Raw genomic sequence first — 26,535 nt, forward strand, 5'->3', positions numbered from 1 at the left:
CTAAGGGGAAATTGGCACTAATAAATCAGCAAGTTAGCCCACCAATAGATGAACTTTTAAACGCACTGCTTTAACTGCAGTGCGTTTATTATTTAAATGGTGATGCTATTTATAAGGACTAATACTTGAAAGACTAAAATCACTTTGCATAATAACTTGGCCATCAATGCCTTTAAGCTTTAATGAAATAGCAGAGTCGACTTGTTGCCAGTCTATGCTTAAATCACCATAGTTAACATTATGTGTGTAATCACCGACACGATGCTGGTTAGGGCTAACGTCTTTCCACTTTTCTGTCAGACCTGAGCTGGTCATTTCAATAAGTGGGTAATCAAGATTGTGTTGATACCTTGAAATCTCGCCCCAGTGAGTATCGCCACTAATAATAATCACACCATTTACTTGGTGTTTTTTAATTAGCGCAAATAAACGATTTCGATCCTCAGGAAAATTTGCCCACGACTCCCAGCCGGTAAAATCAGGCAGTAACTGCAAGCTCGACGCTATTAGCTTTATTGCCGCTGGCTTTTTCAGCTCGGCTTCAAGCCATTGCCACTGTACCTCCCCTAGCATTGACGCGCCTTTAACTTCAGTTGGACTGTACGGGCCTTGGTTATTTGCTTTACGCTTGGTGTAATACTCAATCTCGCTAACAGAATTAAGTGTGTCACGATTAAAGCGTAAATCTGGCATGATCACCTGCACGGTTTGCTCGCCTTCGCCATACATGTACGAGGTATAAATACCATCAGGGCGGGTACGGCGTTTTGAATTAGCAGGTTCTTGCCAAAAATCGAGCATGATTTGCCGCGATGCTTCTTTATGCGGATACTCTTTCCCCGCGTCATTTTGACCATAATCGTGATCATCCCACATAGCTATTATTGGTGTTTGTGCGCGTAGTGCTTTAAAGCCTGGCTTTGCTCCAAGGCGTTGGTATTTATTTTTAAGCACAGCCATGTCGTTAGTATCGCCATAAATGTTATCGCCTAAAAATATAAATAAATCACTCTGCTCTTTATTTATCGCATTAAAGATAGGGATGTCTTTATCTTGATGCCCGCAAGAACCAAATAATATTTTAGACGGCGCAGCCATTGCTCCACTGCTAATCACAATAGTCAGTGACAGTGCAGAATACTTAAAGGTTTTTAGCAACTGTTTCATTTTAAAATCTCATTAATAGCCGGTGCCATATTGGGGTTAATTATGTGTGGGTTTTGCCCAAGTGCTTTTAAAACGGTGGCGGCAACTTGCGCTTGTTTAAGCTCGTTTTTAGTTTTAATTAAACCGTTATTTTTAATTGCAGGGCCAATAGCTGCAAGCCAAATATGCTCAGAGCCTACTATACCTTTAGGAAACACATCTGCGCCTAGATTAAGCTCTAGCAATGCTCGACGAGAGCTGTGATGCTGCCAATCACTGGCATGACTTCCACGGCCGTGATCGGTAGTAACAATTAACGTGGTATTATTTTTATAACCTGCAGTACTTTGAATGGTTTGCCATAAATCTTTTAAAAATGCATCGCTTTGTTTGGCCGACTTTAAGTAAGCATCGTAATGGCCATCGTGAGCAAAGTCGTCAGTCTCTCCTAAACTAATCACCAGTAGTCTTGGTTTTTTTGCCAGCATATACGCTTTGGCAAATCGATAGGTAAAACTATCAAACCGCACATTATGCCAAGGGCTAGGTATCTCTGTTTGTAGCGCATTAAGTAGCGCTGCGTCGGCAAATAAATCATCAGCAACGGGCATAAACCCCGCATTCACCTGCACCTTGCTGCGCTGGGTATTTACAATGAAAGGAAACACATCCCAACTACCAAATAATGCGGTGCTGTTTTTAAATTCAGGTTGGGCGTTTAAACGCTCTAAAATAGTTTTATTTGGGTTGAATACCTTGTCGTTACTGTTGATACTTTCATCCACTTCGCCAGTGAGAATTTCGTTATATCCAGGGTATGAAAAATACCACGGATTACTCACCGACATAGTTGAGCCTTTAGCCCTATCGCCAATAATAACGCCTTGCTTTGCAATGGTTTGAGTTAAAAATGGCATTAACAACTGTTGACGCTGTTGCGGACTTTCATGCCAAAATTCATTGCTTAACTGTGCTGGCTGCTTAACAAACTCTTTTTTATTAATCAGCTTGTTATCGGCACCATTGAATACTTCTTGCCAGCGAACCCCATCTAAAGTTACCAACACCACATTTTGCGGTGCAGCCAAAACCGCCTGACTGTTAAGTAAAGCCAAACCGATTATTAGTATTGTTATTATTGTTTGCATACACACCTCGTTTAATAAAAAGCCCATCAATGATGGGCTTAATTACGTTTATTACGTTTTAAAACGTGGCGGTTAACGTCACGGCTGCTGTGCGTGGGGCGCCAATAAAGTAAGTGCTCCCATTACCTGTGCCGCCTGCTAGGTAGCTTTCATCAGTAATGTTGTAAACCACAAAAGCAATATCAACGGCTTTGAATGGGCCAGCATTAACTTCGGCTGCATAGCCTGCATTTAAATCAAGCACGGTATAGCTATCTACATCGCCACGCTCACCAGTGTATTTAGCCGATAAACCAAAGCGGAAATCGCCACTGTAGTAATCGGTTGATAGCACAAATAAATCATCCACTGAGTCAATTACTTTGCCTCCTGCTTCAAACCCTGGCGCATCGCCTTTGTATTCAGAGCTATTATTGGTGTATGAGCTATATACATTCCACTCATTATTAAGCATGTAACTTGCTGACAGCTCTAAACCTTTGGATTCAATACCTCCCACATTTAGGTACGAGCCGTTAGTACCTATGGTGTAATCTATACCGCCGGTGTCGCTGCCTGGTGCTATAAAGGTGATACGGTTATCAAATTCAATTGAATAGGCCGTTGCCGTTAGTTTAAGTGTATTATTTTGATAGCGTACACCTAGATCAATATTTTCAGCGGTTTCTGGCTCAATAGCTGATAAATCAGAGCTGTCGCGTTCAAGCACACCATCTTTAATGGCAGCAAAGTTTTCGCTATAGCTGGTAAATAACTCAGTATTACTATTTAGCTGATATAAAATACCGCCACTAAATAGAAGGTCTGAATCACTGTTTACTTTAGCTGTTGTCGCATTTTGATAATGGTCATACTTTTCTATGTCTACTAAGTACTTTTTAACCCCTAGGTTAAGGGTTAAGTCGCCAAATGCCATTGAGTCTTGGGCGTACCATTTAAGGGTGTCGGTTTCAAAGGTGTTTTTGTATTGCGTCCAGTATGGGGTGTTATCAAAGTGATGATAAATGCGCGCATCTATAACTTTATGCCAATCACGCGACTCATCACGGTCACTTTGCTCATACCAAAAACCCGCTTCAATATCGTGCATGCCAAAGGTCGCTTGATAATTAGCAGTTACCCCTAAACGATCTTTATTATAATGTGTATGACGATAAGACATAACTGGCGTGGCATCAGCGTCGTAACATGCAGGGTTAAGCTCAGGGCCTGACTCCCAAGGCCAGTTTAAGCTTGCTGTACAACCTGCGTTGGGGGCAAGTGGATTGCCATTACTATCTGTAAAGCCATAAGACCCTGCGTTTGTGCCACCTTCTGTGGTTGGGTTACCATTTTCATCTACAGGGGACGTTAAATAAGGAGGGATCCAATCGCCACGGCCAGAATTTTTATGGTAATACGGGCTAATTGTTAACAATGAGGTAGGTGAAATCGCGTATTCAAACTTTAAATACCCTAGAGTATTTTCACGCAGCGTGCCCCAACCTTCTGCAAACATTTGGTCAAAGTGCGGAACGCCTGTCCAGTTCCATGTTAGTTGATCCCAATCTGGAGTTTGTTCAAATTGTGCCAAGCTCACGCTGTTGTAATTCGTCTCGCTTACATCATCGTAGGATAAACGCCCTGTTATAGTTAACTCATCAAGGGTGGTGACAAATTTCGCCTCAGCGTGTTGATTATCTTTACCACCATTGCTACCCGAACCAATCCAACGGCTAGTATCGGTTTGCGAGTAACTTACATACGCTTGAGTATTATCGAAAATGGTGCCAGTTTCGTGTTTAACGTAATAGCGGCTCGCGTCATGGCTGCCTGAGGTATATGCAAAAGTGGTGCTTTTTTCAACGCTAGGCGCTTTACTTACAAAGTTAAAAGTACCGCCTAGTGCCTCTAACGAGGCTGATTTTATATCTGAAGTGCCTTGACCTACTTCCACGGTGATTAAATTTTCGCTATCTAGGTAACGATTCGCTTTAGCACCACCGCCATAATTAGAACCGCCATTAGGAATACCGTCTACCGTCATACCTAATTGCTGCTGGTTTGAGTCAATACTAAAACCACGCATGGTAATAGTGGTTGACCAATCGTCGCCGCCAAATGCGTCGCCTTCGTTTATGCTAATGCCAGGTAAGTTATCTATTACTGATAACACACTCGATACCGAGCTTTGTTGCTCAAGCATGGCAGGTTCAATAACGTTGTTTGCATAACTGGTTGGTTTTGCAGTAACGGTTACTTCTTCTATCACGTTATCGTTAGCATAAGCTGAAGTTGATACCGCCATGGCCACAGCCATGCTCAAAATCGATTTATTTTTTAAAGCGTACATTGTTGTCCCGTTTGATTCTAATTATAAAAGGTAATTATGAAAGCGGGCACAGTCTAATTTTTAAATATGACAACGAGGGGGAACTTTATTGACAGCAAGGTTAAACAATTATGAGTAAATTATGGCAAATAAATGTATAAAAAAAGACACTCATAGTTGCCCATGAGTGCCCTATCGTTTTTACTAAATTAGTTACTATTTCAATTCAGCTAGCATTTCGTCACTGTAAGCTGTGACTTCTTCGCCGTTTTTAATTTTACTAATGTAGTCTGGATTAGCAATAAGCGGGCGACCAATAGCAATTAAATCAAATTTACTGTCGTTAATTGCTTCTTTAGCAGTTTCAAAACTATAACTCCCTACACCCACTAAGGTACTGGCATAACCAGCTCGTAAAAATTCAGAGGTTGATTTACCTTCTAGTGAATCAAAACGCATGCTGTCGTCAAAAATACCGCCGTGTAAATAAGCTAACTTGCGGTTTTCAAGCTCAGGTAATAAGTAATCAAATACTGCTTTATCACGATTGTCTTCGCTCATATTAAAATAAGCACCTGGCGTTAAACGCATTGCGGTGCGCTCATTGCCTACTACATTAATAACTGCATCGGTTACTTCCAGTGCAAAGCGCGACATGTTTTCTGGTGTTTGGCCGTACTCGTCATCACGTTCATTTGCCGCATAATGTAAAAATTGGTCAATTAAATAACCATTAGCACCGTGAATTTCTACGCCGTCAAAACCCGCTTCCATCGCATTTTCTGCGGCTTTAGCGTAGTCAGCCACTAAGCCTTTAATGTCGTCTTTAGTTACAGGTTTTGGCGTAACATAAGTCAGCTCGCGCATACGCGGTACTGAACCATCAACCCCTATTGCAGATGGCGCCAGTACATCACCACCAAAAAAGTGTGGGTGAGCTACACGGCCAACATGCCAAAGTTGTGCAAACATTTTTCCGCCATTGGCATGTACAGCGTCAGTGACTTTTTTCCAACCTTGAATTTGTTCGCTGGTGAAGATACCCGGTGTATTTGGATAACCTTGTGCATCAGCACGGATAATAATGGCTTCACTAATAATTAAGCCTACATCAGCACGGCGAGCGTAGTAATCAACCATGGCTTGTGTTGGCACTAAATTGTCATCTGCCATACAGCGAGTCAGTGGAGCCATAAGTACGCGGTTTTGCAGTTCAATGCTGTTATTTAATTTAAAAGGTGAAAGTAAGTCAATCGACATAATATTTATCCTTTGTTGAATGTACATTCAAGATAAGGTCACTTGAATGAATATTCAAGTATAATTTTGAAACTTTGTTTAAGATTGCGTAAACTGCCACCTAGGCCTAAGAAAAATAAATTTATTCATTACTACTCTCTCCACTAAAAGAGTCATTATGAGAACTGCAGAATTTGATAAAGAGTTTGTACTACGCCAAGCTATGGCCATGTTTATGCTGCATGGCTACGCAAAAACCAGTATGCAAAAACTGACTCAAGCCACCCATTTACATCCGGGTTCTTTGTATGGGGCATTTGGTAATAAAAAAGGCATTTTTTTAGCCGCCACGGAGCAATACCAAACCGATCGCAATACACAGTTTACGGCGCTTTTTGAGCACAGTAATTGTATTTTAGATACACTGAAACAATACCTTAATATCATTGTGCAAGAATGTATTGACGGCGAAGCAACTAAAGTGTGCTTGCTTACTAAAAGCATTAGTGAGGTGGAGGGTAACGATCCACAAATTTGCCAGGTATTACGTACTAATTTAACGGCGTACGAGCACGCCTTTGCGCAGCAATTACAAAAAGCGATAGATAATAAAGAAATTACCAATGGGCGAAGTGCCATAGAGCTAGCACGATTTTGTGTTATGGGTATTTATGGATTGCGTACTTACGCATTAACAAATCAAGACCCCGACGCACTAAACCAACTAGCCGATGAGCTGCTTGCAGCCATCAGCTAAACTTAATTTTAAAGCGCAGTATGTCGCTGCCTTTTGTATTCCCCCCACAGTGAGAGAGAGCCAAAAATGACCACTGACAATTTATCAAAGCAAGACGACGTAATTTTAGGCCTTGGCGCAAAAAAACGACTCGCATACATGTACGAAACCGTGCAGCAGTTTAAGCAAGTGTGGATTTTAAATGATGACGACGGCTGCGTCATGCTCACTAACGAAGACGACGACTGTGTGCCTGTATGGCCAACCCGTGAGTTTGCACAAGCATGGGCAACCGGCGAATGGGAAGGATGTACACCTAAAGCAATTCCAACAGCAGATTGGTTTAGCCGCTGGACGCCAGGCCTTGAAGAAGACGACTTACTGGTTGCCGTGTTCCCTACCGAAGAAGACGACGGCACGATTTTATTTCCTGATGAGTTTCAAGCACAGCTCAGTGCCAAAAAGAACAAGTATTAAACAACTGCTCAAAGCCATTTCAACAATGAAATGGCTTTAATTACTTCTTTTCAGCGGCACTTTAATTACCCCTTCCTTTTTGCCAAAAATCCAGCTCTAAACATCCATTAATAAAAAATAGCCGAATCATTAACCTTCTATATAGTTTTTAACTATATTTTAAATAGGCGTGAATCATCAAACTCATCAATTGCATTGCTGCTAATTAAACTTAACTAACAATAGTCATGGTGAGACTCTATTTATTATTAGCTTGGGTTATATTATGTTTAAAGTTCATTTTAGTGTTGTATTAGCGACGTTATTTACTTTGCCCGTATACTCACAAGAAACACAATCAACATTACAAACAGTGCTAAGTAATGCGCCGACAATTATAAACTTATCAGCAAATCACCCTAACACGCTGGCCACTCCTGCTATTAAGGATCTCGATGCTAGCCCAGAATCAGATCTCATTCGTTATGGTCGTTTGCTGATTATTGATACTTATAAACAACTTCCAAACAACGTTAACAATAAACTTAATTGTAGTTCCTGCCATCTTAACGAGGGACGCGTAGCTAAAGCCGCACCCTACGTAGGGATGAATGTGGTGTATCCTAAATTTCGCTCTCGCAATGCAAAAATAAATACCATAGAAGATAGAATTAATGGCTGTTTTCAGCGCTCAATGAATGGCCAGCCTCTGGCTACTGACTCGGTTCAAATGCAGGCTATCGTCGGCTATATGAACTTTTTATCACTAAATATAAAAAGCAAAGATGACCTGCAAGGAACAACAGGTTTTGTCACTATTAATAAAGAGCTTATTCCAAACGCCGATAACGGCAAAACCCTATACGCTCAGCACTGTGCAAGCTGCCACCAACTAGACGGCCAAGGCTTATACCCCAATAATACTTACATGTTCCCTGCTGTTGCAGGCAACCAGTCGTTTAATGATGGTGCGGGCATGGCACGTACTTACACCGCAGCTGCGTTTATTAAAGGGAATATGCCATTGGGACAAGAAGGTATGTTAACCGATCAACAAGCTGTAGACATTGCTTATTATTTTTCTCATTTAGAGCGCCCTGTTTTTGCCAATAAAGCGAATGACTGGCCACAAGGCGGCGCGCCAAAAGATGTGCGTCGCTAACAACGTACTGTAGCGTAATAATTTGCCACTCACTTATTTATCTTCTTGGAGCGATATAAAGTTAACAGCCACATTTTAAGTAAAAATACGCTGAAACAGTCATAACGATAATTATTCTGCTAAAAATGCAGTATAATTTTTAAGGATCACTAACTTAGGTATTACATGCGGTACACTTTCAATTTAATATGTTGTTTGCTACTACAAACCATTGGTTTTAGTGCATCTGCTGTAACACTAAACGAAAATGACAGCTTACAATTAAAATCAGCTATTTGGCATCAAGTAGATTTAGCTAAACCAACCCAAGGTGAGCAACTCGTTAATGCCTATAACAATGTTAATATTCCCATCACTTCGCTGTACAGTGCGAATGGCAGTGCAATAGCAAAAATTAGTTTAACCACAACGAGCGCTGGACGCTGGTATATAATACCCCAAGTTAATTACTTAGATAGTGGCGTTGCTTTTTATCAAGATGCTAGTGGGATCAGAAAAGTCGCTGACTTTTCACAAGATAGTGCCAGCCCATCAGCCATTGTAATGCACAGCCGAGCTTTTGAATTACAACTAGAAGCTAATTCACACGGTGTTTTATGGCTTTATGTTAATGCTAAGCACTTTGCTAAACCTGTTAGTATTAACGTTATTCCTCAATCTAGGTTTGTTAAACTTCAGTTTTATATCAATTCATTAAGCTTAGTGTCTATAACGATAATGCTGACTTTGGCTTGCATGGCCTTGATCATGTTTTTTAAAACACGACATCGCGTGGCATTATTTTGTGCAGGTTACATAGGGTTACATGGCATTGGTTGGGCATTCGCAGCGGGGATAGCTGCGCTACTTTTTAATTATCATGCGATTAACACCCATTACTTTGGCATGTATATTTTTGCCTTCGCTATTGCCTCTGCCAGCTCATTTGCCTATTACTTATTTAACTTTGACCAACATACCCGTACTGGTATTAGCCGATTTTTAAAGTACTTTTCCATAACGGCACTTGCCTGTGGTTTTTTAAACCTATTTTTACCCTTTCATTGGGTGTTCTATTTAGCTCACTTCCTCGCTGCAATTTGGGTGTATTTAAGCTTAAAGCTTGGCTTTACAATGCTGGGGATGAAGGACTTTAGAGCAAAATACTTTTTAACTGGCAACCTTGTTTATAGCTTGTCCTTGGTTATTTTTATTTTATCGCACCTAAATTTAATAGAAATAAGTTCACCTGAATTATGGGTGCTTATTGCTCTGGCCATTGATTGTATCTGTATTTTACTTTCTTTATCTGAATGGCTAAAAATAAAGCAAAATAATTTTATAAAAGCGCTAGAGCTATCACGCATAGACCCACTCACCAAAGTAGGAAACCGGCTGCAATTACAAGAAATACTTGATAACTTAGATAATTTTTATCTCATAGTGTTTATAGATTGCGACAATATTAAAAGCGTTAACGATCACCTAGGTCATGCTCACGGTGACAAGCTACTCATTGAGGTTACACGGTTAATACAAAATGCGTTAGCCGATATAGGCGAGGTATGCAGAACCGGCGGTGATGAGTTTATTTGTGTGTGTAACGTTCAGTCAGCACAACAGCTCGCCCAACTCACCCTGAGCATCAACGAGTCGTTAAACTATATTCATCAACAAGTTCAAAAACACTGGCCGTTATCAGGCGTGAGCTATGGCTTAGCAAGTAGTGAGGAATGTAATGACTACAAAGCCTGCTTAACTTTAGCCGACCAACGAATGTATTCATTAAAACATCAGCGTAAAAACAAACGCCAAGTACAAAGCCAACACGCTTAACTTTATTACAGGCACAAAAAAGGACGTCCTGAGACGTCCTAATATAGAATAATGGTGGAGAGAGAGGGATTCGAACCCTCGTTAGGGATTAACCTAAACACACTTTCCAGGCGTGCGCCTTCAGCCACTCAGCCATCTCTCCACAATGTTGCTTTGCAACAGCGCGCTATAGTATGAAATACACTTGCTTGGTGCAAGGCCTTTTTAACATCATGCTTTTAACTGCTCAATAATCAAACTAACTACTCATAAGCAAATAAAAAGGCGATACCTGAGTATCGCCTTTATCTAATGCATTATATTGCTATTTATTATTTTGCCATATTGGCTGTAAAGTCTAGCATGCGATTTAATGATTTAAGTGCGCCTTCACGCAAATCCATATCAACAAACACTTCTTTACCGCTGGCATCAATCAGTGCTTCCTCAATCGCTTGTAAGCCGTTCATTGCCATCCAAGGGCAGTGAGCGCAAGTTTTACATGTAGCGCCGCTACCAGCCGTTGGCGCTTCAAAAAACTCTTTATCTGGGCATAGTTGCTGCATTTTATAAAAGATACCGCGATCGGTCGCCACAATAAACTTTTTATTCGGCATAGTTTGCGCTGCTTTAATAAGCTGGCTAGTAGAGCCAACAGCATCAGCAAGTTCAACAATTTCAGCCGGTGATTCGGGATGCACCAATACGCCTGCATCTGGATGCAATACTTTAAAGTCTTTTAGCGCTTTGGTTTTAAATTCATCATGTACGATACATGCGCCATTCCACATGATCATATCGGCGCCAGTATTCTTTTGAATATAACTGCCTAAATGTTTATCTGGGCCCCATATAATCTTTTCGCCTTGCTCATCTAAGTGCTCTACTATTTCAAGTGCACACGATGAGGTAACTATCCAATCAGCACGCGCTTTAACCGCGGTAGAAGTGTTAGCATACACTACCACTTTACGGTCTGGGTGTTGATCACAAAACGCTGAAAACTCATCCACTGGGCAACCAATATCTAATGAACAAGTCGCTTCAAGTGTTGGCATAACCACGGTTTTGTTAGGGGTTAAAATTTTAGCAGTCTCACCCATAAAACGTACACCCGCGACGATGATCATATCGGCTTCATGGCGAGCGCCAAAACGTGCCATTTCCAGTGAGTCGGCTACACAGCCGCCCGTTTCTTCAGCAAGTGCTTGAATTTCAGGATCAGTGTAATAATGAGCAACAAGTACCGCGTTTTTCTCTTGCAGTAATTGTTTTATACGCGCTTTATATTCGCCTTTTTCGTCTTGTGTTAACGGTGCCGGCTTAGGAGGGAAAATATAACCTTCAGGCATAATAGTTTGAGCTAAACTCATGTTCTCGACCACTTTATTTACAGTGTAATTAATAGCGCAAATTATACGAGAAACGAACGCTAAATAATAGCAATCTAGTCAGGCAGTTTATAAATAAAAATAAGGGAGATACTAAGGAATATATTATACGGAGAAAGTGTACCAGAAGTGGTGGGTCATGATGGACTTGAACCATCGACCAATGGATTAAAAGTCCACTGCTCTACCAACTGAGCTAATGACCCGCTCTGGTTTACTTATAAAAAGTAAGTCTGCGTAAATCCGCCGATTATAACCATTCAGTAAAGAATGGTGGGTCATGATGGACTTGAACCATCGACCAATGGATTAAAAGTCCACTGCTCTACCAACTGAGCTAATGACCCGCTCTGGTTTACTTATAAAAAGTAAGGCTGCGTAAATCCGCCGATTATAACCATTCAGTAAAGAATGGTGGGTCATGATGGACTTGAACCATCGACCAATGGATTAAAAGTCCACTGCTCTACCAACTGAGCTAATGACCCGCTCTGGTTTACTTATAAAAAGTAAGGCTGCGTAAATCCGCCGATTATAACCATTCAGTAAAGAATGGTGGGTCATGATGGACTTGAACCATCGACCAATGGATTAAAAGTCCACTGCTCTACCAACTGAGCTAATGACCCGCTCTGGTTTACTTATAAAAAGTAAGGCTGCGTAAATCCGCCGATTATAGCCATTCAATAAAGAATGGTGGGTCATGATGGACTTGAACCATCGACCAATGGATTAAAAGTCCACTGCTCTACCAACTGAGCTAATGACCCGCTCTGGTTTACTTGTAAAAAGTAAGTACGCGTAAATCCGCCGATTAGACCATTCTAGTTTAAAAAAGAATGGTGGGTCATGATGGACTTGAACCATCGACCAATGGATTAAAAGTCCACTGCTCTACCAACTGAGCTAATGACCCGCTCTGTGTGTTTGTTAACACATTGCGTAAATCCGCCGATTAAAGACCAAACTTTATTAACAATAAAGAATGGTGGGTCATGATGGACTTGAACCATCGACCAATGGATTAAAAGTCCACTGCTCTACCAACTGAGCTAATGACCCGCTCTTTTTGTCGCATTTCGAGTGGGGTTACCATTCGTTTGCTGCGGGCGCTTATAATACTTATTTATAAAATGAGTGCAACCGAAATTGTCTCTTTTTTTAAGTTTTTATGTCTAGTTGAGCAAATTTAGACCGCTTATGACAAAAAGCAGTCTAATCAAGCATCAACATTTATTTTGATAAGCGATCTGTGGCTAATTTAGCAGCAGTTGTACTTGGGTACTGATTGATAAGCTCATTCAGTATTTTTTGCGCTTCAGCCTTTAACCCTTGCTCTTGTAAAAGTGTACCAAGCTTTAACATTGCATCTGGGCGCTTATTTGAGTTTGGAAATTCGTTAACAACTACTTTGAAATGCTCGGCTGCTTTTACACCGTCATTTTTAATCGTTAATAATTGCCCAAGCCAATAATGTGCGTTCGAGGTGTACACTGAATTTGGATACGTTGTTAAGAACGCTTGAAATTCTGGAATAGCTTGATCATAGCGCTTATCTTTCATTATAAGCGCAACAGCACGCTCGTACGCTTCGTTTTCAGATAAATCACTGCTGTAGCTCTGATCACTACCTGGTTGCGTGTAGTCTGTTGTAGGCGCTTGAGTGGCCGGTTTAGCATATGCTTGGCTAACACGGTTTTCTATTTCTTGATAAAGCTCGCGTTGGCGCTGCAATACTTTTTCTAGTTTATAGCTTTGCTCTTCGGTAACACCGCGAATTTGACTCACTTCATCTTGCAGTAAGTTAAGCTGTTGCTGTAACTCTACTTGTAAGAAGTTACGCTGTTGCATCATCTTTTCAAGCGTCGCTAAACGCTTTTCAATGCTCGACTGTGAACTTGCAGCTTCTGAAACAGGAGCGGGAGCAGCCATTAACTGGGTGCTCCCGCTCAATATCATGGCTGCCAAAATAATTTTCGGCTTCATAATACCTCTTATCTTAGTAAACTAGTACCGCACGGCGGTTTTTAGCGAAAGCTTCTTCAGTGCGAGATTTAACCATTGGCTTCTCTTCGCCGTAGCTAACTACTGAAATTTGGCTTTCAGAAACACCTAAACTTTGTAGGTATTTTTCAACTGCTTGTCCACGGTGCTCACCCAGTGCAATGTTGTACTCTGGCGTACCGCGCTCATCTGCGTGGCCTTCGATTAATACTTTAACTGAAGGGTTTTTAACTAAAAACTCAGCGTGTGCACGAAGTAGCTCGCCGTATTGACCTTGAATCGTTGCAGTGTCAAAACCAAAGTAAATGATTTGCTCTTGACGAAGCGCTTCGTACTTTTGACGAAGTTGCTCTTCAGCTTGTTGCTCTGGCGTCATTGTTGCTACTTCAACTGTATCAGTTGTTTGTTCAACAGTTGCTTGGTTAGACTGGTTAGCTGCATTTTCATCGATATCTGAAGATGAGCTACAAGCTGCTAGTGTCATTACTGGCACAGCAATTAGCAGGCCTTTAAGTATTTTGTTAAGTTGCATTGAGTAGATTCCTATTTTGAGTAAACCAGCAATTATTACTGTAAATATGGCGACCAAGCCGGTGCCTTTACTTGTCCATCAAGCACAGGTAAGCGTGCTTTAAAACGGCCGTCCATCGATACTAGCGCAAGTACCTGTTTATTATTATGGAGCGTGCTATATATAATCATCGAGCCATTTGGCGCTATGCTCGGCGATTCATCAAGGCGAGTTCGGGTTAAAACTTGGAACGCACCTGTAGCCAACTCTTTCTTAGCAAGATGATACTGTCCGTTAGTACGGTTTACCATCACTAATTCTTTTCCGTCTGGCGAAATAGAACCCGCTAGGTTCATGTCACCGTCAAAGGTTAATCTTTGAGATCTGCCAGTTTTTAAATTTAACTTATAAATCTGAGCATTACCACCCCTTTCCGACGTAAATACTATATCTTGACCATTTGGGTACCACGAAGGTTCGGTATCTATACTACGATGACGTGTTAATCGTGTCTCTTTACGTGTTAGTAAGTCTAATAAGTAAACCTCAGTTGCACCAGTTTTATCTTTTGACAGCACTAACAGTAGCTTTTTACCGTCTGGCGAGAACTGCGGCGCACCGTTAATTCCTTTATAGCTGGTGATCAATTCACGTTTACCGGTATAAATGTCTTGAATAAAAATTTGGCTCTGGCGATTTTCGAACGTTACATACGCTAATTTAGTCCCATCGGGCGACCATACTGGCGACATTAACGGCTCTTTTGAGCGCAATAATACTTGTTCATTAAAGCCATCGTAGTCAGCAACCACTAACTGATACGGCTTTTCATCAGTATCACGAACAATAACATAGGCTATTTTTGTTAAAAACGCGCCTTTTTCACCGGTAAGTTTTTCATAAATTACATCACTGATGCGGTGCGAGTAACGACGAAAGCCAGTTTCACCAATCACGCTTTGACGCGCTTCTAAAATATGATCTTGGCTTTGAATCAGCTTACCGCTGCTCATCATTTGTGTTTCACCGCCAGTGATTTGGCCGCGAATAACATCAACCAGCTCATATCGCACTAAATAGCGTCCGTTGGTTTGCTGTTCTACTTCACCAACCAATACAGCCTCTACACCTTGATTTACCCAAGCACTGTAATCAATATCCGCATCTTTGTGAGGTTGTTGCGGCATTTGCGACACACTCACAGGCTTAAACTTGCCGCTGCGCATTAAATCGGCAGCAATTACATCACTTAGCTGCTCTGGAATAGGACCAATACCTTGGTATTTAAATGGCACAATCGCAATCGGTCTTGCGCCGTCTATACCTTCAGTAATAACAATTTCAAGTGCTGCATGTGCCACACTTTGAAATCCTAATATTAAAACTAAACAGGCTATTTTAATTTTGTTAAACATGTCATCCCTTAAAACTCTGGCGCGATGGTTATATTAATATTCTTTAGTTGCTCGAATACGTCTTTGTCTTTAGATACCGGTAATGTGTCGGCCATGCGAACGGCTCTTAATGCAGCCTCACACACTAACTTATCACCGCCTAACGATTTTACCTGCGTTACTAGCCCATTAAATCCAAGACGGATATTAATGCGGCATTGCTGGTTTTTCATTTTTTCATCAATTAGTAAGTTTTGTTGAATACGCGCCATAATTAGAGCGCGGAATTTATCAACTTCACTGACTACTTGCTGTTGACGTATTTTATTACGAGCCGCCTGCTCTTTGGCAAGTTGCTCTTGCAGCATTTGTTCTTGCAATGCTTGCTGACGTTTACGTTCTGCTTCTTCAGCGCGTTTTTTACGCTCTTCTTCAGCTTTTTTAAGTGCCGCTTCTTCCGCTTTGCGTTTATCGGCAGCTGCTTTTGCCGCGTTTTCAGCTTCTTGCTTTTGCTTTTCGGCTTGCTTAGCTTTTGCTCGCTCGCGCTGTTCTATTTCTCGGGCTTTTTTAGCTTGTGCTTGCGCTTCTGCGGTTTCTTTTTCTTTCGCTCTGCGCTGCTGTTCAAGCTTTTTAATGCGCCTTGCTTCAGCTTCACGCTGTTTACGTGCATCGGCTGCTCTGCGTTCTAAATCGCGAATGCGTTTATCTTCAGCACGCTTTTTATCATCTTCTTTCTTTTTAAGCTCAGCTATTTTTTGCTCAACTTGCTTTTGATCAACCGTAACCGCCGAAACCGCTTTCTCTGGTTCAGGAATAGCCGCATTAAGCGTCACTTCCATTACTTTAGGTTTAGGAGGATGAATGTTTGCTGACGCATACAAAAACCCACCTAACGCTAAATGCAGCAATACTGATTTAATTAATGAACTACTCATACAGTTACTTGGTCCCCTCAAAGGATTCGGTCATTAACCCGACCGACGGTACACCTGCATTTTTTAAAAAGTCCATTAACAGTAACACTTCCTGATACGACACTTTACCCGAGCCTTTTATCATCACAGGCACATCAGGGTTTTTCATTAGTTGTAGTTTAATTACTGCAGCCACATCTAATGCTTCCATTGGCTCTTCAGGATCGGTACCTACACTTACGTAATACTTACCATCGGCATCAATAGAGGCAATAATGGGTGGCGTGTCCTTGGTATCGACTAAGTCCGACTCTTCCATTTTTGGTAGGTCTACTTTTACACCATGAGTAATTAACGGCGCAGTGGCCATAAATATAATAAGCAGCACCAACATTACATCAATGTATGGTACTACATTAATTTCTGCGACTGGGCGACGCTTTTTACGCTGGTACATTCGCTTGAGCCTCTATTTGGGTAGCTGCTTGACGGTGTAAGATATTGGCAAATTCTTCCATAAAGTTAATGTAGTGAGATTCTAACTTTTCAACTTTATTAGCAAATCGGTTGTAAGCAATAACAGCTGGAATTGCCGCAAATAAACCCATTGCTGTAGCAATTAGTGCCTCTGCGATACCGGGTGCAACCATTTGTAAGGTTGCTTGCTTTACTTCACCTAGAGCAATAAAGGCATTCATAATACCCCACACCGTACCAAATAAGCCGATGTATGGGCTAATTGAACCCACTGTTGCTAAAAACGATAAGCTTGATTCTAGTTTTTCTATTTCACGAGAAAGCGCAACCCGCATCGAACGGTGTGTGCCTTCCATTACAATGCCCGCACTTTGAAAGGTATTTTTTTTATGACGTGCAAATTCTTTAAAGCCTGAAGTGAATAACGCTTCAATGCCAGCTGATTGGCCACCGCGTGATGAAATTTCGTTATATAGTTTACTCAGGTCAACACCAGACCAAAAACGTTGCTCAAATTTTTTGGCATTTGCTAAGGCGTCAGAGATGGCTTTTTTACGTTGAAAAATAATAGCCCACGACATAACCGACATAGCAACCAACGCTAGCATTACTAATTGCACAAGCAAACTGGCTTCTAGAATTAGATCTAAAAAATTAAGCCCTGATCCCACGTTAAACTCCTAAATAATTAAAAACATCAAATTGATTTATTTGAGTAAGGTAACTTAGCAATACATTCGCCACCATTAAAGTTTAGCTAGTGTATCTAGTGTATTTCCTGCTGACAACGATATTGCTGTGAATAGACAACAAAAAACGTTAAAAAAACAGCTTTACTCAATATTTACTATTTAACTCTTGTTCTACTGTATAAATAAATAACAACAAGGCTGTATATTAGCGCGCTTAGATTCACTAAAGAGTTACAAAAACACGCTGTTTATTCAAAATTAATGCATAAGCACTCATAATTACCACATCCTTACCTTAACGTAATAGTAAAACTAATACCGAACGTTAATATGTTAATATACATAAACAAAGCATTTCATTAACTTATAGAATTAATGATTAATTAACATGCAACAATAAGCTAAAACAAAAAACCGCTGCTATTAGTTTTTTTTATCTGAAAATATAAATTTTCTAGTTTGAACAAATTGTGTCGCTTCGGTATTATTCTCCCATACCGAGCTAGCGCATTAAATGAAAGCTATTTCATTGAATCCAGTTCCTCGTAATATGATTTATTTCGTATTACTTTTTTACTTCTTGGGGTATGACCTCAACAAGTAAAACGTAGTTCCCTAGATTACTTCCTTAAACTTGTTGTTTGCCCGCATTTTTTGCGGGCTTTTTTTTGCCTGCAATTTAGCAAACCATCTAAATTCGGCCTAAACACTGTCACAGCAGGCGAACAATAGCCTGATATGTCTTAACGCTCAGTGAATTATTGGCAAAGTAAAATACGTCTCAATTTATCTTTGCCCATACTAAAAAGCCACTGTCGTTAAAATGACAGTGGCTTTAGAAAGAATCTAATTAATCTTTAATCTTTTTTAGGTAACAAACCAAAATGATGGTACGCATTATCCGACACAATTCGTCCGCGTGGCGTGCGCTGAATAAACCCTTGTTGAATTAAAAACGGCTCAATCACATCTTCTATGGTTTCTTTTTCTTCGCCTATGGCCGCGGCTAGGTTATCAAGACCAACGGGGCCACCCATAAATTTTTCAATAATGGCGAGTAAATATTTGCGGTCCATGTAATCAAAACCACTTTTATCAACATCAATCATATCGAGGGCTTGTTGAGCAACCTCAGCATTAACCGTACCATCTGATTTAACTTGGGTGTAATCGCGCACACGGCGCAATAAACGGTTTGCAATACGCGGCGTGCCACGAGAGCGCTTGGCTATTTCGGCGGCGCCATCGTCACACATTACTAAATCAAGGTAATGCGCTGAGCGCCCCACAATATGCGATAAGTCTTCCACAGAATAAAACTCTAAACGCTGTACAATACCAAAGCGGTCACGCAGTGGTGAGGTTAATGACCCCGCACGGGTAGTTGCGCCAATTAAAGTAAATGCAGGTAAATCAAGCTTAATAGAGCGTGCTGCTGGCCCTTCACCTATCATTATATCGAGCTGGTAATCTTCCATTGCAGGGTAGAGTATTTCTTCTACTTGCGGGCTTAAGCGATGTATTTCATCAATAAATAGTACATCACCCTCTTCAAGGTTAGTAAGCAATGCCGCCAAATCGCCGGCTTTTTCAAGCACAGGGCCCGAGGTGGTTTTAATATTTACATTTAGCTCATTGGCTACAATATTAGCAAGCGTGGTTTTACCTAAGCCTGGCGGACCGAATATTAATAAATGATCCAACGCTTCGCTGCGGCTTCGCGCAGCTTCAATAAATATTTCCATTTGTTGCTTAACATGCGGCTGACCACGGTAGTCGGCCAGTAACTTAGGCCTAATAGCACGGTCTATGGTGTCTTCATTGGTTTTTTCAGCAGCATCTATTAAGCGATCAGCTTCGATCATAATTTACTCACAGCATTGATTTCAAAGATTCTTTAATTAGAACCTCAGTCGACATATCGGGTTTGCTTACTGATTTTACTGCTTTTTGCGCTTGTGGCAATTTATAACCGAGTGCCACTAACGCCGAAACCGCATCATCGGCCGCATTATTGGCTATAGTTGCATCGCTCGCTGGCTCTATTACGGCGCTATCGCTAAACGGGGTAAATAAATCGTTGCCCCAATTTTTTAATCGGTCTTTCATTTCGAGCACTAAACGCTCTGCGGTTTTTTTACCCACACCTGGCAATTTAACCAAAGCGGTAGCATCTTCATTATTTACGCAACTTACAAACTGCTGCGCCGACATACCCGACAAAATAGCTAGACCCAATTTGGGCCCTACGCCATTAGCTTTTAACAGCTCTCTAAATAAGGCACGTTCGGTTTTATTATTAAAACCAAACAATAACTGTGCGTCTTCGCGTACTACAAAGTGAGTGTACACAATGGCGTTGTCGCCCACTTTGGGTAAATCGTAAAAACAAGTCATTGGCATTTGTACTTCATAGCCAACGCCACTCACTTCTAATAATATTTCTGGGGGCTGTTTTTCAACTAACACGCCGTTTAAGCGACCTATCATTGTTATTTCCTTAGACGTCCTCTAACGGTTTTGCTTGCGCTACCCGCTAGTTTTATTAAGTTTTGTTCAGAGTGAGCATGGCAAATCGCAATCGCGAGTGCATCTGCTGCATCGGCTTGCGGCGTACCTGGCAGTTTAAGTATATTTTTAACCATATGTTGCACTTGCGATTTATCGGCACCACCGTTACCCACCACAGCTTGCTTTATTTGCCGTGCAGAGTATTCAAACACCGGTAAGTCGGCCATAGAGGCCCCCACAATGGCAGCACCACGGGCTTGCCCAAGCTTTAAAGCAGAATCGGGGTTATGAGCCATAAATACTTTTTCTATGGCAAAGGTTTCAGGCGAAAACTGCTCTATAAGCTGCGTAATACCTTGGTAGATCATTTTAAGTCGGGTGGGAAAGTCGTGATCGGCTAATTTAATACAGCCACTGCCTAAGTAAGTAAACTTAGCACCTTGGTGCGCAACCACACCGTAACCCGTTAAACGCGAGCCCGGATCGATCCCTAAAATAATGGCCAAACAGCACTCTCATTATTGTTATTCATTAATAATGCTAATAATGCCAGAGCACTGTATAAATTACCAGTACCAAGCCAAAACAAAAATGCCTACTTAAAAAGTAGGCATTTAAACGCTATTTGGCCGCAAAGTTTACGCTAAAGCGCGCACTAAGCCTTGAGTATTTTGTTTGAGCGTACGAGCAATCATAAAATAGCCTAACCCTGCTACAAACACGCCACCAGCAACGGGGCCAATAATCCAAATATTAGGATGCAGCTTACCTGCCAAATCAAACATTTGCTGCTGTACTATTAACAGTGCTATATCACTGAAAAATGCAGCGACTAGTCCGGCTAAACCGCCCAGTAATAAAAACTCATACAAGGTGGCATTTTTTATTAATCGGCTTTTAGCGCCTAATGTACGCAGTATTACAATTTCTTGCATGCGCTCACCTAAGCTTGCTTGCACCTGCGATATTAATACCAACGCACCACACAACACCACAATAGCCAATACAAAACCAATGGCTAACGACACTTGTTCAATAGTAGATTGTATTTGCTTAACAAAATTATCTACATCAATTGCTGTAATCGTGGGATATGTACGTAATAACTGGCTAAAGTCGCGCTTTTGCTCAGGCTCAATGCGTACCGATGAAATATAGGTCGCCGGAAAGTCGCTTAGTACATCAGGGCTTAAAATAATAAAAAAGTTAGGCTTGAGGGTAGCCCAATTTACTTTTCGCACACTGGTTATTTTAGCGTCGAACGACTGCGCACCAATTAAAAACGTGAGGGTATCGCCCATTTTCACATCTAGGCGCTGCATCATCGACTCTTCAAGTGAGGCCTCAGCTACGGCGTCATCGCCAAACCACTGGCCATCGATAATGTCATTTTGTGAAGGAACGTCATCAAGCCAGGTTAAGTTAAGTTCGCGACCAATGCCTGAGCGGGCTTCTTCGTCTTTTTTCTCGTTGTCTTGCAGTGACACTTCACGCGCAACCGCTTCACCGTTGACGGCATTTACGCGACCACGAATAGTCGGGTAAAACTCCGACACCTGAATGCCCTTTTGTGCTAAATATTCATTAACTGGATCCAGTTCATTTTGCGTGATGTTAACTAAAAAAGCGTTAGGCGCATCACTTGGCAATTGTGACTGCCAATCAGAAATAATATCGTTTTTAAGCACAATTAAAAATAATAGTAATTTAATCGCTAACGAAAAACTAATTAACTGCACTGCATTAACATTGGCGCGCTTTTGAATAGACGCAATAGCCAACGACCAGCTGTTACCCGGCTTTAAGCCAAGCTTGCGGCCACCACCAAATATTAACTTAGAAATTAAAAATAACACCAAAATAAGCGCAAGCGTTGAGACAAACAAAATAAGGGTAATTTTAATGTTATTACTAAATAACCACATTAATAAAAACACGGTGAGTGCACTTAGCCCTAAATGAATTTTACTTACCGCAAGACGATCACCTAAGTTACGACGAAGTACTCTAAGCGGTGGAATATCAAATAAATCTAAAAGTGGCTTAATAGAGAACATAACCGCACAAATAACCCCGGTGCTAATTGCCACCAGCCAAGGTTTAAAACCAGCCATAGGCAGTTCGGTACCCATACTTTTAGCTAAATAACCGGTAGCCAGCTCTTGCAAACCATAACCAATAGCTAGGCCAACAACCACCGCCATGGTACATACCATTAATAAGTGCATAAGGTAAATTTTACGGATCATATCGCGGCTGCCGCCTAAGGTTTTCATCATTGCGACTGGGTCGTATTGACGCTCACAATAGCGCTTAGCCGATACTGCAATAGCAACCGCGGCTAAAATAATCCCTAGCAAACCGGCTAATAACAAAAAGCTTTCAGCTCTATTTAAGCTATTTGAAATAGGCGATTGGCGATCTTTTACACCATACCAATTTTGGTTTTCTTTAAGTTGCGGTTTTAACCAATCGTAAAAACTGTTGATATCGCTTTCATCACCTGCATACAACTGGCGGTAAAATACACGGCTACCGGGCTGTATTACTTCAGTTTTTGGTACATCGGCAATGTTTATTAATACTCTGCGGCTACTAGAGAACACATTAAACGGCGCATCAGGTTCTTCTACAATCACCTTTTCTACATTGAATAACGCAGCACCCAGCTCAACTTGGTCGCCTACGTTTATGTTTAAACTGTAAAAAACCGATTCACTTAGCCACACGTTACCTGGGGTTGGTGCACTCGGGGCAACTTCTGTTTCAGCGTTTAAGCCCGACTTAACTTTTAACTGACCTTTAAGCGGGTAACTATTTGATGCAGCCTTTACTGAGCTAAATTGCATTTCATCGTTTGCAAACAACATAGTGTCAAAATACACCATTTGAGCTGTTTCAAGATTTTGCTGCTCAGCTTGAGTAATAAAAGCGGTATCTATGGCGTGGTTACTGGCCAATACTCTATCTGCTGCTATAAATGCACTGCTTTTTTGGGCAATACTTTCTGCTATTCGCTCGGTCACCATAGATAAAGTAAGCACGGTTAATACCGCTAAAGCAATGGCAGCACTTATTACGGTTAGTTCACCACGGCGAAACTCACGAGAAAATAGTTTAAGCGCTAATTTAGCCCACATTTGCCATTTCCTCAGTTGAGTTATGTACCAGCTCACCGGCTTCAATCTGAATAATACGTTCACACTTTTGCGCCAGTGCTTCATCGTGGGTAACTAAAATAAGCGTAGTACCATTTTGCTTATTTAAATCAAATAATAACGACTCAATCATATGGCCATTTTTGCTATCTAAGTTAGCTGATGGCTCATCGGCAAATAATATTTTTGGTGAACCCACAAATGCACGGGCAATGGCAACACGCTGTTGCTCACCACCAGATAACTGCGACGGGTAATGATCAATACGATGGCTCAAGCCAACCTTTTCAAGTAGCGCGAGCGCTTGCTCTTTAGCGTCGTGTTCGCCAGCAAGCTCAGCAGGCAGCATCACATTTTCAAGTGCGGTTAAACTTTGCACCAACATAAAAGACTGAAATACAAAACCGACTTTAGCGGCTCTCAGTGCTGCACGCGCTTCTTCATCTAACTTGTGCAAAGGCTCACCATCTAACATTACCTCGCCACTGCTGGCGGTATCAAGCCCTGCTAGCAAGCTCAATAATGTAGATTTACCAGAGCCCGACGTGCCCACTACGGCAACAGACTCGCCATGCTTGACATTAAAGCTGATGTCGCTGAGGATGGACAACTCACCTTCAAAGGTGGAAACCACTTTAGACAAACCATTTACTTGAATTATATTTAATTGAGAAAGCGCTGACATATGACTCATTCAATCCTACGTTGTGTATTCATTTTATTTTTAGTTATTAACCCACTACACGCGGCAGCTAACAACACGATTTTAATACTTGGTGATAGTTTAAGCGCAGCCTATGGCTTAAAACAAGAACAAGGCTGGGTGCAATTGTTACAAGATAAATACGATGCCGAGCAACGCCCTATCAACTTAGTAAATGCCAGTATTAGCGGCGAAACCACCGGCGGTGCATTGCGCCGATTAGACGCGCTACTTGAGCAATATCAACCCACTCACGTACTTATTGAGCTCGGTGCTAATGACGGCCTACGCGGTTTTCCTATCACTAAAATGCAGGCTAACTTAACGGCTTTAATTGAAAAAAGCCAAGCTGCAGATGCGCAAACCGCACTTATGGAAATATATATTCCACCTAACTATGGCCCGCGTTACAGTAAAATGTTTACCGATAGTTTTGCCAGTGTTAGTGAAGCTACCGACTCGCATTTAATGCCGTTTTTTGTGCTTAAAGTAGCAGGAAAAAGCGAGCTAATGCAAAACGATAACTTACACCCTAACAAAACTGCCCAACCAATACTACGAGATGAAATGTATAACACGATCAACCAGTGGTTAAATAAAGACTAAGGCCGTGTAAAACACTCTGCGCAAGCGCTTAAAATCACACGCTTGCGCAATAAACATCCAAACAAACAAAAGCTTATTGATTTTTTTATAAATACACGTACTATTGCTATCGAAGTCGGTATGTGGCGCAGCTTGGTAGCGCACTGTCATGGGGTGGCAGGGGTCGAGAGTTCGAATCTCTCCATACCGACCAATTAATCAATAACTTACCTCAAATCCTAATAAGTTATTTTCTAAATAAACACTTCGTGTAGCCAATCTGTAGCCACTCTATTATTTTTTTAGTCAGAAATAACTTTTAATACTTCGTGCGTACTGGTTGCGAATTTCTTCTTACGGTGTCTGAAAATACCCTAAATAAATCTGGTTATCTTTTTATACTCCTTTAAGCTGTTACGTAGCCCCCACACACCTGAAAAGCCGTTTCTTTGTAGATACCTGAATAAGCTTTTACGCGTCCAGCTGTTACCCCAGCTTGTTTTTAAGTCTTTGCTATTTAAGTAATTGACTAACAATTCATAACTTGGGTTTTTAAATTTATGTGAACCACTCAGCACTTTCGCTAACGCTTCAAATATTTGTCTATCATTGTGAAGTTTATCAGTTCGCTTCATAAATCCCCCGCTATGAGTTCCTATTATACCCTTTTTAGATTATTTCAGGCAGCCAAGCCCTATTTCAAAAGGACAAACATCACTTTGCCAAGTAACTTTAAATAGCTTGAGTTTGGTTCATTCTTTTGTAACTCTAATAAAATTATAATTACTAAGGACGGTTTATGTTTTTATCAGACAATCACGAATCTAAATCTTCAAGTACAAAAACCGAATGGACTTTAAACGACAAAGGCTTAACTAATAATTTTACTGAAACAACTTATGAAATTAACTGCCTCAGCTTTTCACTAAAAAAAGATGGTTATAAAGGTGTCGCATCAATATTTTATAACAATGATTTCCTCTGCAATTTAACTACCCTATATAGCCAAGCTGGGATTTATAAAAGGTATGGCATCAAAGAAAGCATAATAATAGATAATAATATTAAAGATAAGCTGTTAGATATAAGCAATAATGAAATCACGCTATCTAGCGCACTAATCAACTTCAAATCAAAAGACTACGGTATAGCTGGTTTGAGGACTGTTGAATGTGATTCCTCGTATGAAGTCCTTTTCTACGGTAAATATGTCACGAGTGTTTCTAAAGAAACAGCTCATAAAATAGAAACTACAAAAGACATATATCTAAAGAAAAAACTTTCGGCTTCGCAAGAAAAGAGTAATGACGAGAAAAATTTAAGCGAAGTTGAAAAAAAGAAAAACGATCTTGCTGCAAGTAACTATAAAATTATTCGTACGCCTAACGAAGTTATTCTTACCACTGAAACAGCATCAAATTTAAAGGTGCTTAAAAGATTGGACGTTATAACGGCCGAGTGCGCCTATGGTATGAATATATTTAAAGACCTATTTGCGAGCATAAGTGATATTTTTGGCGGCAGAAATAAAAGTATTCAAAATACATTGAAAGACGCTCGTAAAAACGTTTTAGCTGAATTGCAAAAAGAAGCCTTTTCTTTAGGTGCTAATGCTGTAGTGGGTATAGACCTAGATTACAGTGAAATATCTGGCGGTGGTAAGTTTGGCATGTTGTTTATCGTTGCTTCCGGTACTGCGGTGATTATTGAACGTTAAGCTTATTTATTTTAGCTAGTTAAGGGCGGAATTTTTAAAAAGTACAAATTCCACCCTTAATATTAATTAATACTCATTTGCGGCGCTGCGCCATTGGTATAGGTGTAATTTGAAACAATGCCGTCATCAAACAATATATCTAATGTTTTTTGAGTACCCTCGGTTTGAACTTTCATAGTAAACACATAAGATTGAGCTTTTGACGTGCCTTGAGAATAAAAATAAAGCCACTTAACTTGATTGCCATTAATAACCGTTTTTGAGTACGGTTCTCCAAACCAACTAGCAACCTGCTCCTTTGTTGTAACTCCCTTTTCGATTTGATCAACCTTATCCGTTTTAAAGTCGCTACCTGTAGTGTAATTTGCAGTGGCACAAGCGGTAAGTAATAAAGCACATAAAATTAAAATTCCATATTTCATAGTTGTTCCCTTTTCTTTGTATGAGCTATTAAAATATACAAGCATTAGCATATATTCAACCTCT

23 protein-coding genes and 9 tRNA genes are annotated in these 26,535 nt (G+C 40.8%); 7 read left to right on the plus strand and 25 right to left on the minus strand.

Translation table 11 applies throughout. The features are described from left to right. Nucleotides 1–105: 105 nt before the first annotated feature. The 4 genes from BW139_RS06590 to BW139_RS06605 all read right to left on the minus strand — a co-directional run bounded on the left by BW139_RS06590 (nucleotide 106) and on the right by BW139_RS06605 (nucleotide 5,865). Nucleotides 106–1,167 (minus strand): alkaline phosphatase D family protein, encoded by a 1,062-nt coding sequence (locus BW139_RS06590; protein WP_076919142.1) that lies wholly within the window; start codon nucleotides 1,165–1,167, stop codon nucleotides 106–108. After that, on the minus strand, nucleotides 1,164–2,294 hold the full coding sequence (locus BW139_RS06595; protein WP_175611403.1) for an alkaline phosphatase family protein: 1,131 nt from the start codon (nucleotides 2,292–2,294) through the stop codon (nucleotides 1,164–1,166). The genes BW139_RS06590 and BW139_RS06595 overlap by 4 nt, the downstream gene beginning before the upstream one ends. Nucleotides 2,295–2,352: 58 nt before the next feature. Continuing rightward, nucleotides 2,353–4,626 (minus strand): TonB-dependent receptor domain-containing protein, encoded by a 2,274-nt coding sequence (locus BW139_RS06600; RefSeq protein ID WP_076919144.1) that lies wholly within the window; start codon nucleotides 4,624–4,626, stop codon nucleotides 2,353–2,355. 195 nt (nucleotides 4,627–4,821) lie between these two features. Then, nucleotides 4,822–5,865 (minus strand): alkene reductase, encoded by a 1,044-nt coding sequence (locus tag BW139_RS06605; RefSeq protein ID WP_076919145.1) that lies wholly within the window; start codon nucleotides 5,863–5,865, stop codon nucleotides 4,822–4,824. A gap of 157 nt (nucleotides 5,866–6,022) precedes the next feature. Here BW139_RS06605 and BW139_RS06610 point away from each other — a divergent pair, with 157 nt between their 5' ends. The 4 genes from BW139_RS06610 (at nucleotide 6,023) to BW139_RS06625 (ending at nucleotide 10,013) form a co-directional block, all read left to right on the plus strand. Continuing rightward, nucleotides 6,023–6,601, plus strand: coding sequence for a TetR/AcrR family transcriptional regulator (locus BW139_RS06610; RefSeq protein WP_076919146.1), 579 nt, complete (start codon nucleotides 6,023–6,025; stop codon nucleotides 6,599–6,601). 66 nt (nucleotides 6,602–6,667) lie between these two features. Next, nucleotides 6,668–7,057 carry a DUF2750 domain-containing protein gene (locus tag BW139_RS06615; protein ID WP_008109770.1) on the plus strand — a complete coding sequence of 130 codons (390 nt, stop codon included), beginning with the start codon at nucleotides 6,668–6,670 and terminating at the stop codon, nucleotides 7,055–7,057. A 265-nt stretch (nucleotides 7,058–7,322) separates the two neighbouring features. Further along, nucleotides 7,323–8,198: a c-type cytochrome gene (locus BW139_RS06620; RefSeq protein WP_076919147.1), complete on the plus strand. Its 876-nt coding sequence runs from the start codon at nucleotides 7,323–7,325 to the stop codon at nucleotides 8,196–8,198. A 165-nt stretch (nucleotides 8,199–8,363) separates the two neighbouring features. Further along, the gene (locus tag BW139_RS06625) at nucleotides 8,364–10,013 is read left to right on the plus strand and encodes a diguanylate cyclase (protein WP_076919148.1); all 1,650 of its coding nucleotides are present in this window, start codon (nucleotides 8,364–8,366) and stop codon (nucleotides 10,011–10,013) included. Between the two features lie 52 nt (nucleotides 10,014–10,065). Here BW139_RS06625 and BW139_RS06630 read toward each other — a convergent pair. From BW139_RS06630 to BW139_RS06725, 20 genes are all read right to left on the minus strand, one after another. Beyond that, nucleotides 10,066–10,155, minus strand: a tRNA-Ser gene (locus tag BW139_RS06630). 169 nt (nucleotides 10,156–10,324) lie between these two features. Next, nucleotides 10,325–11,365, minus strand: a complete 1,041-nt coding sequence (gene nadA, locus BW139_RS06635) for a quinolinate synthase NadA (RefSeq protein WP_008466811.1) — start codon at nucleotides 11,363–11,365, stop codon at nucleotides 10,325–10,327. Between the two features lie 148 nt (nucleotides 11,366–11,513). Continuing rightward, a tRNA-Lys gene (locus tag BW139_RS06640) sits at nucleotides 11,514–11,589 on the minus strand. A gap of 65 nt (nucleotides 11,590–11,654) precedes the next feature. Next, nucleotides 11,655–11,730 (minus strand) — tRNA-Lys (locus BW139_RS06645). 65 nt (nucleotides 11,731–11,795) lie between these two features. Further along, nucleotides 11,796–11,871 (minus strand) — tRNA-Lys (locus BW139_RS06650). A gap of 65 nt (nucleotides 11,872–11,936) precedes the next feature. Further along, nucleotides 11,937–12,012 (minus strand) — tRNA-Lys (locus tag BW139_RS06655). Between the two features lie 65 nt (nucleotides 12,013–12,077). Further along, nucleotides 12,078–12,153 (minus strand) — tRNA-Lys (locus tag BW139_RS06660). Nucleotides 12,154–12,223: 70 nt separating this feature from the next. Then, a tRNA-Lys gene (locus BW139_RS06665) sits at nucleotides 12,224–12,299 on the minus strand. Between the two features lie 70 nt (nucleotides 12,300–12,369). Next, nucleotides 12,370–12,445, minus strand: a tRNA-Lys gene (locus tag BW139_RS06670). Nucleotides 12,446–12,616: 171 nt separating this feature from the next. Further along, the gene (ybgF, locus tag BW139_RS06675) at nucleotides 12,617–13,369 is read right to left on the minus strand and encodes a tol-pal system protein YbgF (protein ID WP_008114146.1); all 753 of its coding nucleotides are present in this window, start codon (nucleotides 13,367–13,369) and stop codon (nucleotides 12,617–12,619) included. A gap of 13 nt (nucleotides 13,370–13,382) precedes the next feature. Then, a complete protein-coding gene (gene pal / locus BW139_RS06680; RefSeq protein ID WP_008114144.1) occupies nucleotides 13,383–13,919 on the minus strand; it encodes a peptidoglycan-associated lipoprotein Pal in 537 nt (178 codons plus the stop codon). 35 nt (nucleotides 13,920–13,954) lie between these two features. Beyond that, the gene (tolB, locus tag BW139_RS06685; RefSeq protein ID WP_008468400.1) at nucleotides 13,955–15,313 is read right to left on the minus strand and encodes a Tol-Pal system beta propeller repeat protein TolB; all 1,359 of its coding nucleotides are present in this window, start codon (nucleotides 15,311–15,313) and stop codon (nucleotides 13,955–13,957) included. An 8-nt stretch (nucleotides 15,314–15,321) separates the two neighbouring features. Continuing rightward, nucleotides 15,322–16,227: a cell envelope integrity protein TolA gene (gene tolA / locus BW139_RS06690; RefSeq protein WP_008114140.1), complete on the minus strand. Its 906-nt coding sequence runs from the start codon at nucleotides 16,225–16,227 to the stop codon at nucleotides 15,322–15,324. Between the two features lie 4 nt (nucleotides 16,228–16,231). After that, a complete protein-coding gene (gene tolR, locus BW139_RS06695; protein ID WP_008114139.1) occupies nucleotides 16,232–16,663 on the minus strand; it encodes a protein TolR in 432 nt (143 codons plus the stop codon). Continuing rightward, a complete protein-coding gene (gene tolQ / locus BW139_RS06700; RefSeq protein WP_008114137.1) occupies nucleotides 16,650–17,354 on the minus strand; it encodes a protein TolQ in 705 nt (234 codons plus the stop codon). The genes tolR and tolQ overlap by 14 nt, the downstream gene beginning before the upstream one ends. Nucleotides 17,355–18,232: 878 nt before the next feature. Further along, nucleotides 18,233–19,240: a Holliday junction branch migration DNA helicase RuvB gene (ruvB, locus tag BW139_RS06705; protein WP_008468403.1), complete on the minus strand. Its 1,008-nt coding sequence runs from the start codon at nucleotides 19,238–19,240 to the stop codon at nucleotides 18,233–18,235. A gap of 7 nt (nucleotides 19,241–19,247) precedes the next feature. Next, the gene (gene ruvA, locus BW139_RS06710; RefSeq protein ID WP_008114133.1) at nucleotides 19,248–19,865 is read right to left on the minus strand and encodes a Holliday junction branch migration protein RuvA; all 618 of its coding nucleotides are present in this window, start codon (nucleotides 19,863–19,865) and stop codon (nucleotides 19,248–19,250) included. Between the two features lie 2 nt (nucleotides 19,866–19,867). After that, complete coding sequence (ruvC, locus tag BW139_RS06715; protein ID WP_008114131.1) at nucleotides 19,868–20,392, minus strand: crossover junction endodeoxyribonuclease RuvC; 525 nt, start codon at nucleotides 20,390–20,392, stop codon at nucleotides 19,868–19,870. 132 nt (nucleotides 20,393–20,524) lie between these two features. Next, nucleotides 20,525–23,026: an ABC transporter permease gene (locus BW139_RS06720; protein WP_076919149.1), complete on the minus strand. Its 2,502-nt coding sequence runs from the start codon at nucleotides 23,024–23,026 to the stop codon at nucleotides 20,525–20,527. Beyond that, complete coding sequence (locus BW139_RS06725) at nucleotides 23,016–23,729, minus strand: ABC transporter ATP-binding protein (RefSeq protein ID WP_010392805.1); 714 nt, start codon at nucleotides 23,727–23,729, stop codon at nucleotides 23,016–23,018. Before BW139_RS06725 ends, BW139_RS06720 begins: the two co-directional genes overlap by 11 nt. Between BW139_RS06725 and BW139_RS06730 the strand changes: the two genes are divergently transcribed. From BW139_RS06730 to BW139_RS06745, 3 genes are all read left to right on the plus strand, one after another. Continuing rightward, nucleotides 23,730–24,353 carry an arylesterase gene (locus BW139_RS06730; protein WP_076919150.1) on the plus strand — a complete coding sequence of 208 codons (624 nt, stop codon included), beginning with the start codon at nucleotides 23,730–23,732 and terminating at the stop codon, nucleotides 24,351–24,353. A 116-nt stretch (nucleotides 24,354–24,469) separates the two neighbouring features. Beyond that, nucleotides 24,470–24,546, plus strand: a tRNA-Pro gene (locus BW139_RS06735). 585 nt (nucleotides 24,547–25,131) lie between these two features. Then, on the plus strand, nucleotides 25,132–26,049 hold the full coding sequence (locus BW139_RS06745; protein WP_076919152.1) for a YbjQ family protein: 918 nt from the start codon (nucleotides 25,132–25,134) through the stop codon (nucleotides 26,047–26,049). A gap of 62 nt (nucleotides 26,050–26,111) precedes the next feature. On the opposite strand, the gene bamE is transcribed toward BW139_RS06745, so the two are convergent. Next, nucleotides 26,112–26,522, minus strand: a complete 411-nt coding sequence (gene bamE, locus BW139_RS06750) for an outer membrane protein assembly factor BamE (RefSeq protein WP_254844949.1) — start codon at nucleotides 26,520–26,522, stop codon at nucleotides 26,112–26,114. Between the last annotated feature and the right edge of the window lie 13 nt (nucleotides 26,523–26,535).

This window comes from Pseudoalteromonas sp. SK18 (assembly GCF_001974855.1).
Classification (GTDB): domain Bacteria; phylum Pseudomonadota; class Gammaproteobacteria; order Enterobacterales; family Alteromonadaceae; genus Pseudoalteromonas.

Coding starts and splice junctions, on each gene's coding strand:
- BW139_RS06590 (WP_076919142.1), bottom strand. CDS start 1,167: ATGAAACAGTTGCTAAAAACCTTTAAGTATTCTGCACTGTCACTGACT.
- BW139_RS06595 (WP_175611403.1), bottom strand. CDS start 2,294: ATGCAAACAATAATAACAATACTAATAATCGGTTTGGCTTTACTTAAC.
- BW139_RS06600 (WP_076919144.1), bottom strand. CDS start 4,626: ATGTACGCTTTAAAAAATAAATCGATTTTGAGCATGGCTGTGGCCATG.
- BW139_RS06605 (WP_076919145.1), bottom strand. CDS start 5,865: ATGTCGATTGACTTACTTTCACCTTTTAAATTAAATAACAGCATTGAA.
- BW139_RS06610 (WP_076919146.1), top strand. CDS start 6,023: ATGAGAACTGCAGAATTTGATAAAGAGTTTGTACTACGCCAAGCTATG.
- BW139_RS06615 (WP_008109770.1), top strand. CDS start 6,668: ATGACCACTGACAATTTATCAAAGCAAGACGACGTAATTTTAGGCCTT.
- BW139_RS06620 (WP_076919147.1), top strand. CDS start 7,323: ATGTTTAAAGTTCATTTTAGTGTTGTATTAGCGACGTTATTTACTTTG.
- BW139_RS06625 (WP_076919148.1), top strand. CDS start 8,364: ATGCGGTACACTTTCAATTTAATATGTTGTTTGCTACTACAAACCATT.
- nadA (WP_008466811.1), bottom strand. CDS start 11,365: ATGAGTTTAGCTCAAACTATTATGCCTGAAGGTTATATTTTCCCTCCT.
- ybgF (WP_008114146.1), bottom strand. CDS start 13,369: ATGAAGCCGAAAATTATTTTGGCAGCCATGATATTGAGCGGGAGCACC.
- pal (WP_008114144.1), bottom strand. CDS start 13,919: ATGCAACTTAACAAAATACTTAAAGGCCTGCTAATTGCTGTGCCAGTA.
- tolB (WP_008468400.1), bottom strand. CDS start 15,313: ATGTTTAACAAAATTAAAATAGCCTGTTTAGTTTTAATATTAGGATTT.
- tolA (WP_008114140.1), bottom strand. CDS start 16,227: ATGAGTAGTTCATTAATTAAATCAGTATTGCTGCATTTAGCGTTAGGT.
- tolR (WP_008114139.1), bottom strand. CDS start 16,663: ATGTACCAGCGTAAAAAGCGTCGCCCAGTCGCAGAAATTAATGTAGTA.
- ruvB (WP_008468403.1), bottom strand. CDS start 19,240: ATGATCGAAGCTGATCGCTTAATAGATGCTGCTGAAAAAACCAATGAA.
- ruvA (WP_008114133.1), bottom strand. CDS start 19,865: ATGATAGGTCGCTTAAACGGCGTGTTAGTTGAAAAACAGCCCCCAGAA.
- BW139_RS06720 (WP_076919149.1), bottom strand. CDS start 23,026: ATGTGGGCTAAATTAGCGCTTAAACTATTTTCTCGTGAGTTTCGCCGT.
- BW139_RS06725 (WP_010392805.1), bottom strand. CDS start 23,729: ATGTCAGCGCTTTCTCAATTAAATATAATTCAAGTAAATGGTTTGTCT.
- BW139_RS06730 (WP_076919150.1), top strand. CDS start 23,730: ATGACTCATTCAATCCTACGTTGTGTATTCATTTTATTTTTAGTTATT.
- BW139_RS06745 (WP_076919152.1), top strand. CDS start 25,132: ATGTTTTTATCAGACAATCACGAATCTAAATCTTCAAGTACAAAAACC.
- bamE (WP_254844949.1), bottom strand. CDS start 26,522: ATGCTAATGCTTGTATATTTTAATAGCTCATACAAAGAAAAGGGAACA.